Raw genomic sequence first — 8534 nt, 5'->3', positions numbered from 1 at the left:
CCACAAGGGACACCGCCAGCCGATCGACTGTCCGATTGATGCCGCTAAATACGTTTCCGTGCGGGGTCGTGAGTGTTAATGAGGGTTAGAACGACACACATCACTCACGACCCGCTCACGAAACCCCGCAACTCGCCCAAATCGGGCACATTTGCCCCGAAAAGTGTCCCTTATGGACAGTCGGGAGCCAGGTGAGGCCCCTTTTGCATAAACCCGCTCCCGCCGGCTCCGCCACGACACGTTCGCCTTGACCCACTCTAGCAATGGAGCCGACCAGCAGTTATGCGACTTCGCCGGGACCCTACCTTCAGGGTAGGCAAGGAGGCCTTCGCGGACACGTTCCGGTGTGTGCCAGGTCAGCTCGAGGCGCGATGGGTGAGGGAGACCGGCAGTATCTGCTGACGGGGTTTGAGATCCCGGTCGTCCATCACCGCCAGCAGCGTCTCCACCATCGCGTGAACCTGCTCGCGCGGGTCCTGATGCACCGAGGTCAGCGGCGGATCCATCTCCGGAGCCAACGTCGCGTTGTCGTCGAAGCTGACGACGGCGACGTCGGAGGGGATCCGCCGTCCGGCCGCGTGCAGGGTCCGGAGCGCGCCGAGGGCCATCATGTCGCTGGCCACGAAGACGGCGTCGAGGTCGGGAAGCCGCCGGAGCAGATTCGACATCGCCTTCGCGCCGCCTGTCAGCGTGAAGTCGGCCTCCTCGACCAGGTCGGTCGGATCGAGTCCCGCGTCGAGCAGGGTCTTGCGCCAGCCGGAGAGGCGGTCGATCGCCGCGCTCTGGTCCTGCGGTCCCGCGATCGTGGCGATCCGGCGGTGACCGGCCTTGACCAGATGCGCGACCGCCAGCTTCGCGCCGCCCTCGTTGTCGAAGTCGACGACGTGGACACCGCGTTTGAGCCCGGCGGCCTGCCCGCCGTACACCACCGGGATCCTCAGCTGGCGCAATGCCTTGGGCAGCGGGTCCGTCCGGTGGGGCGCGAACACCAGTGCGCCGTCGACGTGCCCGCCGTCCAGGAACCGCACCGTGCGGTCGAGGTCCTCGCGGGTGTCGCTGAAGATCAGGACCATCTGGCAGCCGATGTCGGCCAGCTCGCGATAACCGGCCCGCATGACCGCGGTGCGGTACGGGTCGTCGAGCAGCCGTGCCTCCGGTTCCGACAGCACGACCGCCACCGCGCCGGTCCGCCGGGTCACCAGCGACCGGGCCGCCTGGTTCGGGGAGTAGCCGAGCTCGCGGGCCGCGGCCTGCACCTTCTCCCGGGAACGGGCGCTGACGTAGCCGTCGTCGTTGAGCGCGCGAGACGCCGTCGACCGGCTGACCCCGGCGGACGCGGCGACGTCTTCCAACGTCGGCCGCTCGTCTTCCCCTGGTCGAGGCCCCACCCGCGTCACCTTCACTCTTCAGCACCACCCGGACACCGACAGCTTAATCTCCGGCGGCCGAAACGATGAGAGCGCTCCCCTGATGGAAACGCTCTTATTACAAGCCCTTGACACGACCAAAGGGTGGCGACAGACTCTCGGCATCCTCTGGGAGCGCTCCCACTTTCTGGGTCACGCGGCGGGCGTTCCTACCCATCGGCAAGGGATTTGACACGTGAGAAGCATCCGGAACGGCCTGGTGCTGGCACTGGGTATCACGATTACGGCGTTCGGCGTAACGGCGTGCGGGAGCGACGACGGCGGGACACCCGCCGCGTCCGACCCGAACGCCAAGGTCGAGCTGACGCTGGCGACGTTCACCGAGTTCGGCTACGAGGACCTCATTCCCGAGTACGAACGGCTGCATCCGAACATCAAGGTCACCCACCGCAAGACCGGCCAGGGCGGGCCGTACCACCAGGACCTGATCACGAAGCTGGCGGCGGGCTCCGGCCTCGCCGACGTAACCGCGGTCGAGGAAGGGCACCTGTCGAACGTCCTCGACAAGGGGGCGAAGTTCAACGACCTGCCCAAGATCGGCCCGGCGGACGCCTCTCCCGACCGCTGGCTCCCCTGGAAGTACGAAGCGGCCAAGACCAAGGACGGCAAGGTCATCGGCTACGGCACGGACATCGGTCCGCTGGCGATGTGCTACCGCAAGGACATGTTCCAGGCGGCGGGCCTGCCGACCGATCCCGAGGCGGTCAAACCGCTGTTCGCGACCTGGGACAGCTACTTCGCCGCGGGCGACCAGTACGTCTCCAAGACCGGCGGCAAGGCGTGGTTCGACTCGGCCTCCCAGAACTTCAACTCCATGGTCAACCAGCTTCCCACCGGCTACATCGGGAATGACGACAAGCTGGCGGTCGAGGGGAACCAGGGCATCAAGGACGCCTGGACCAAGGTGACCGCCGCCGTCGCGAAAGGACAGTCCGCCAAGCTGACCGCGTTCAGCAACGAGTGGAACTCCGGCTTCAAGCAGGGCGCTTTCGCCACGAAGGTGTGCCCGGCGTGGATGCTCGGCGTCATCAAGGAGCACTCCGGCCCGGAGAACGCCGGCAAATGGGCGGTCACCGCGGCCTTCCCCGGTGGCGGCGGCAACTGGGGCGGTTCGTACCTGACCGTGCCGACGCAGTCGAAGCACCCGAAGGAGGCGGCCGAACTCGCCGCCTGGCTGACCGCGCCCGAACAGCAGCTCAAGGCGTTCAAGGCCAAGGGCACCTTCCCCAGCCAGGTCAAGGCGCTGGAGGACCCGGCTTTGCTGAGCGAGACCGACGCCTACTTCGGTGACACCAAGGTCGGGCAGCTCTTCGCCGAGCAGGCCAAGAAGGTCGCCAAGCCGCAGTACAAGGGCCCGGGTGACGGCCAGATCCAGGAGAACGCTTCGAGCCCCGCACTGCAGGCCGTCGAACAGGGCAAGTCGGCGGACGAGGGCTGGACGCAACTGCTCGACGCCGCGAAGAAGATCACGCGCTGACCGATGACCGTCGTCGACAAGATCGCGCCGGAAGGGAGGAAGGCCGGGGTGCGCAAGTCGCCCCGGCCCACCCTCCGGCACCGGCTGAGCAGGTGGGACGTCAAGGTCTCGCCCTACCTCTACATCGCCCCGTTCTTCATCGTGTTCGGGATCGTCGGGTTGTTCCCGTTGCTCTACACGGCGTACGTGTCCCTGTTCAGCTGGGAGGCGGGCGACGACAATCCGGACTTCATCGGGCTGGACAACTTCAAGGAGTTGTTCGCCGACACGCAGTTCTGGAACGCGCTCGAGAACACCGTCAGCATCTTCCTGCTCTCCAGCGTTCCCCAGCTGATCATCGCCGTGGCACTGGCGGCGTTGCTCAGCAGCAGGCTGCGCGGGGCGACCGGCTGGCGCGTCGGCATCCTGCTCCCCTACGCCGCCAGCCTGGTGGCTCTCGGGATCATCTTCGCGAACCTGTTCGGACCGAAGTACGGCCTGGTCAACGGCATGTTGCAGACCATCGGCCTTGATCCGGTCGACTGGCAGGCCGGCCGGTTCAGCAGCCACGTCGCGATCGCGGTCATGGTGAACTGGCGCTGGACCGGATACAACGCGCTGATCGTGCTGGCGGCCATGCAGGCCATCCCGAAGGAACTGCACGAGGCCGCCCTCATCGACGGCGCCGGCGCGGCACGACGTTTCTTCAGCATCACCCTGCCGTTGCTGAAGCCGACGCTGATCTTCGTCACGATCACCTCGACGATCGGTGGACTGCAGATCTTCACCGAGCCCAAACTGTTCGACGCCATGCCGGGATCGAACAACGGCGGTTCGTCCAACCAGTTCCAGACGGTGACGCTGTACCTGTACCAAACGGCCTTCGAGAACTACGAACTCGGCTACGCCTCGGCCATCGCCTGGGTGCTGTTCGTGATCATCGTGCTGATCGCGCTGGTGAACTTCTTCCTCACCGGCAGGCTCGCCCGGACCCCGGCGGTGAAGAAGAAATGACCCTCCTCCACAGTGGACTCGAAAACGGCGGGCTCGAAGACAGCGGGCTCAAGAACAGCAGGCTGAAGCGGAGCGTCTCCGCGCTGGGCAAACCACGCCGGTCGACCTACGTCGTGCTCGCGATCTTCGTGCTGGGCTCGCTCTTCCCGTTCTATTGGTCGTTCCTGGTCGCCAGCCGGGACAGCGGCATGCTCACCGAACGGGTCCCGCCGTTCCTGCCGGGCGGCAATTTCTTCGCCAACGCGGCCAGGGTGTTCGACACGGTACCGTTCTGGAAAGCGCTCGCGAACAGCCTGATCGTCTCCGGCACGGTCACCCTGACCACGGTGCTGTTCTCCTCGCTCGCCGGGTTCGCGTTCGCCAAACTGCGGTTCCGGGGCCGGAACGGGTTGTTCGTGTTCATCGTCATCACCCTCGCCGTCCCGACCCAGCTCGGCATCATCCCGTTGTTCATGGCGATGTCGGAGTTCGGCTGGGCAGGCGGGCTGCAGTCGGTGATCGTGCCCAACCTGGTGACCGCGTTCGGTGTGTTCTGGATGCGTCAGTACACCTTGGACGCGGTGCCGTACGAACTGATCGAGGCGGCACGGGTCGACGGCTGCAGCATGATCCGCATCTTCTGGAACGTCTGCCTGCCCGCGGTACGCCCGGCCGCGGCGATTCTGGCGATGTTCACGTTCATGACCTCGTGGAACGACTTCCTCTGGCCACTCGTCGTGCTGGACGCCGGCAATCCCACCGTCCAGCTGGCACTGGAGAAGCTGCAGAGCGGCTATTACGTCGACTATTCACTGGTGCTGGCCGGGACCACCCTGGCCACCATCCCGATCCTCATCGTCTTCCTCCTCCTCGGCCGCCAGATCGTGGCCGGGATCATGCAAGGTGCCGTGAAAGGGTGACCATGTCCACTCAACCCGACAGTGTTCGGGCGAAGACCGCGCTGCTGTTCCCGCCCGGATTCGTGTGGGGCGCCGCCACCGCCGCTTTCCAGGTCGAAGGCGCCACCGCCACCGACGGCCGGACCGACTCGATCTGGGACGTCTTCGCGCGCCGTCCCGGCGCCGTGGTCGGCGGCGACACCGGCGAACCGGGCGCCGACCACTACCGGCGCTACGCCGAGGACGTCGACCTCATGCGGCGGCTCGGCCTTGGCGCGTACCGGTTCTCCCTGTCCTGGCCGCGGATCCGGCCCGACGGCGGCGCGCCGAACCCGCAAGGGCTCGCCTTCTACGACCGGCTCGTCGACAGGCTCCTCGAAGCCGGGGTCGCGCCCTGGGCGACGCTCTATCACTGGGATCTCCCCCAGACGCTGGAGGACGAGGGCGGCTGGACTTCGCGCGAGACCGCGTTCCGCTTCGCCGAGTACGCCGAAACGATCGTGGCGCGACTGGGCGACCGGGTCGCGAACTGGTCCACCCTGAACGAGCCGTGGTGCGCCGCGATGCTCGGCTACGCGGGCGGGATACACGCTCCCGGACGACAGGAGCCCGAAGCCGCGGTCGCCGCCACGCACCATCTCCTGCTGGGACACGGGCTCGCGATGGACGTCCTGCGGGCGCACGCCCCGGCGGCGTCCTCGGGGATCACCCTGAACCTGTACCCGGTCTCCGCCGCCGATCCTTCGTCAGCAGTGGACGTCGAGGCCGCGCGCCGGATCGACGGCCTGCAGAACCGGCTCTTCCTCGACCCGGTGCTGAACGGCGGCTACCCCGACGACATGCTCGCCGATCTCGCCCCGCTCGGCATCGAAGCGCTCGTGCGGGAAGGTGACCTCGCGACCATCGCGGCCCCGATCGACTGGCTGGGCATCAACTACTACCGCGGCTATCAGGTCGCGGGCACTCCCCAGCCCGGAAGCGAGCCTGCCGGACCCGACTGGCTCGGCGTCCCCGACGTCCACTTCGTCCCCGACGAAGCGGCGCCGCGCACCGACTCCGGGTGGGAGGTCCAGCCTTCCCGGCTCACCGAATGCCTGCTGCAGGTGCACCGCGATTACCCGCAGATCCCGTTGTACATCACCGAAAACGGCGCGTCCTATCCGGACACCCTGATCGGCGGGGACGTCGCGGACACCGACCGGATCGCCTTCCTCGACTCGCATCTGCGCGCCGCTTACGAAGCGATCGAAGCGGGCGTGGATCTGCGCGGCTACTTCTACTGGTCGCTGCTCGACAACTTCGAGTGGGCCGAGGGGTACGCCAAGCGGTTCGGGCTCGTGCACGTCGACTACGAAACCCAACAGCGGACGCCGAAGCAGAGCGCGCTCTGGTACGCCCGCGCGATCAGCCTCAACGGATTGAGCTGAGCCACCGACTGGGGGTCGTGAAGGGTCGTTTCCGGCAGTTGGCCAGGAAACGACCCTTCACGACGATCTCAGGTCACTTGTCCCCGCGAGCCGCGATCGCAGCCGGGTACGTCGGCCACGGAGTAGCAGTTGTCGGGCCGGTTACCGCTCACCACCGAAACCTCCGCCACCGCCACGACCCGCACTGGTGGTGGCAGTGGCGTCGGCACCAGCCGCCCCCGAACCTGTGGCGTTGCCGGTGATGACACTGGGATTCTGCGAAAACGATCTCGTGTTTCCAGCCCTTGCGACAGCACATTCGGCCATTCGCCACACCCGGCTCAGCCCACCGGCGCCCCAGGCGTGCGTCGGTCGGGTTTGTTATCGTGGAGGCGGACCTGATCAACGAACAGGAGACCAGACGTGGCAGGTGAAGACGACATCTCCGGGTGAGCCGGAGTTGGCAGGCCACCGGCGGTAGCGCCGATGTGGCCATTTCGTCGTTCCCTCAACGCCACGTCCACCGCGGTGCTGCCTTGAGGCGCCCGCTTTCTCCGCGAGGTCTTTCTCCATGTCAGACGCCTTCGTCGTCGTGTCCTCCCTGTCCTTCGCCTGGCCGGACGACACGCCGGTCTTCGACGACCTGTCCTTCACCGTGCCCGGGGGCCGCACCGGGCTCGTCGCGCCCAACGGGGCAGGCAAGAGCACGCTTCTCAAACTGATCGCCGGCGAGCTTCAGCCCCTCACCGGAACCGTGTCCACCCCGGGCGTGCTCGGGTACCTGCCGCAGTCGTTGCCGCTCACCGGCGAACTGACCGTGTCCGAGGTGCTGGGCATCGAGCCGCAGCTCGCGGCGCTGAGCGCCATCGAGTCGGGCGACGCGAGCGAGGAACACTTCACCACCATCGGCAACGACTGGGACATCGAGGAACGCACTCGCGCCCAGCTCGACCGGCTCGGTCTCGACCGCATCGCGCTGGACCGGAGCCTGCGCACGTTGAGCGGTGGGCAGATCATCTCCCTAGGGCTGGCGGCGCAGTTGCTGAAGCGGCCCGACATCCTGCTGCTGGACGAACCGACCAACAACCTCGACCTCGACACCCGCCACAAGCTCTACGGCGTACTCGAAGACTGGTCCGGTTGCCTGTTGCTGGTGAGCCACGACCGCGAACTGCTCGACCGGATGGACCGGATCGCCGAACTCGACCGCGGCGACCTGCGCTATCACGGCGGGAACTTCACCCAGTACGAAGCGGCGGTGAAGGCCGAGCAGGAGGTCGCCGAGCGCAACGTCCGCAGCGCCGAGCAGGAGGTCAAACGCGAGAAGCGGGAGATGCAACAGGCTCGCGAACGCGCCGCGCGGCGAGCGGGCAACGCGGCCCGCAACCTCGGCAACGCGGGTCTGCCGAAGATCTTCGCCGGGACCATGAAGCGCAACGCCCAGGAGTCCGCGGGCAAGGCGAACGAGACGCACGCCGCTCGGGTGAGCGAAGCGAAGACCCGCCTCGACGAGGCCGAGCGCTCCCTTCGTGACGACCAGAAGATCGCGCTGATCCTGCCGGGCACCAACGTCCCGGCGGGACGCACGATGTTCCACGGTGAAGGCATCCAGGTCCGCTACGGCGACCGGAACGTCTTCGCGGGCGACGGCGTCGACCTGACGATCCGCGGCCCTGAGCGGATCGCGCTGACCGGCGGCAACGGCAGCGGGAAGTCGACGCTCCTGCGGGTGCTCAACGGCGACCTCGAACCGTCCGATGGGGTGATCAAACGGTCCGAGGGCCGGATCGCGTACCTGTCACAACGACTGGATCTGCTCGACCTCGACCGGACCATCGCCGAGAATTTCGCGACGTTCGCCCCCGGCCTGCCCGAATCGCAGCGGATGACGCTGCTCGCCCGGTTCCTGTTCCGGGGCGCGCGCAGCCAGCTTCCCGTCGGCGTACTCTCCGGCGGCGAGCGGCTACGGGCCACTTTGGCGTGCGTGCTGTTCGCCGAGCCCGCACCTCAGTTGCTCCTGCTGGACGAGCCGACGAACAATCTCGACCTGGTCAGCGTCGGGCAGCTGGAAAGCGCGCTGGGTGCTTATCAGGGGGCTTTCGTGGTCGTGAGCCATGATGAGCGGTTCCTGCGGGAGATCAAGGTGGATCGACGTGTGCGGTTGGCCGATGGGGTGCTTCGTGAGGGGTAAGGGTTACGCCTCGGTGACTTGCCGCAATTAGCCGGCTTAATGCGGTCGCTCCTGGCTAGCGTTTCCGCGGGTGGTCGTGGGGGGGGGGGGGGGGGTTTTGCCCCACCCCCCCCCCCCACCCCCCCCCCCACTTTTTCCACCCACGGGCGGGGGGTTGCGTTG

6 protein-coding genes are annotated in these 8534 nt (G+C 67.1%); 5 read left to right on the top strand and 1 reads right to left on the bottom strand.

Annotated features, from left to right (window positions below; genetic code table 11):
* Positions 1–356 precede the first annotated feature (356 nt).
* Positions 357–1403, bottom strand: a complete 1047-nt coding sequence (locus ACZ7KI_RS19215; RefSeq protein WP_470274465.1) for a LacI family DNA-binding transcriptional regulator — start codon at positions 1401–1403, stop codon at positions 357–359.
* Positions 1404–1602: 199 nt separating this feature from the next.
* On the opposite strand from ACZ7KI_RS19215, the gene ACZ7KI_RS19210 reads away from it, so the two are divergent.
* The 5 genes from ACZ7KI_RS19210 to abc-f all read left to right on the top strand — a co-directional run bounded on the left by ACZ7KI_RS19210 (position 1603) and on the right by abc-f (position 8372).
* Positions 1603–2904, top strand: a complete 1302-nt coding sequence (locus tag ACZ7KI_RS19210) for an ABC transporter substrate-binding protein (RefSeq protein ID WP_470274464.1) — start codon at positions 1603–1605, stop codon at positions 2902–2904.
* Between the two features lie 3 nt (positions 2905–2907).
* Positions 2908–3897: a carbohydrate ABC transporter permease gene (locus ACZ7KI_RS19205; RefSeq protein ID WP_470274463.1), complete on the top strand. Its 990-nt coding sequence runs from the start codon at positions 2908–2910 to the stop codon at positions 3895–3897.
* Positions 3894–4796 carry a carbohydrate ABC transporter permease gene (locus ACZ7KI_RS19200; RefSeq protein ID WP_470274462.1) on the top strand — a complete coding sequence of 301 codons (903 nt, stop codon included), beginning with the start codon at positions 3894–3896 and terminating at the stop codon, positions 4794–4796. Before ACZ7KI_RS19205 ends, ACZ7KI_RS19200 begins: the two co-directional genes overlap by 4 nt.
* The gene (locus ACZ7KI_RS19195; protein ID WP_470274461.1) at positions 4793–6202 is read left to right on the top strand and encodes a GH1 family beta-glucosidase; all 1410 of its coding nucleotides are present in this window, start codon (positions 4793–4795) and stop codon (positions 6200–6202) included. Before ACZ7KI_RS19200 ends, ACZ7KI_RS19195 begins: the two co-directional genes overlap by 4 nt.
* Before the next feature lie 550 nt (positions 6203–6752).
* Complete coding sequence (gene abc-f, locus ACZ7KI_RS19190) at positions 6753–8372, top strand: ribosomal protection-like ABC-F family protein (protein ID WP_470274460.1); 1620 nt, start codon at positions 6753–6755, stop codon at positions 8370–8372.
* Positions 8373–8534: the final 162 nt, after the last annotated feature.

Source organism: Amycolatopsis sp. NPDC039088 (genome assembly GCF_055598845.1).
The sequence above is the reverse complement of the archived record's forward strand: the minus strand, read 5'-3'. Positions and strand labels throughout refer to the sequence as shown.

Coding starts and splice junctions, on each gene's coding strand:
- ACZ7KI_RS19205 (WP_470274463.1), top strand. CDS start 2,908: ATGACCGTCGTCGACAAGATCGCGCCGGAAGGGAGGAAGGCCGGGGTG.
- abc-f (WP_470274460.1), top strand. CDS start 6,753: ATGTCAGACGCCTTCGTCGTCGTGTCCTCCCTGTCCTTCGCCTGGCCG.
- ACZ7KI_RS19200 (WP_470274462.1), top strand. CDS start 3,894: ATGACCCTCCTCCACAGTGGACTCGAAAACGGCGGGCTCGAAGACAGC.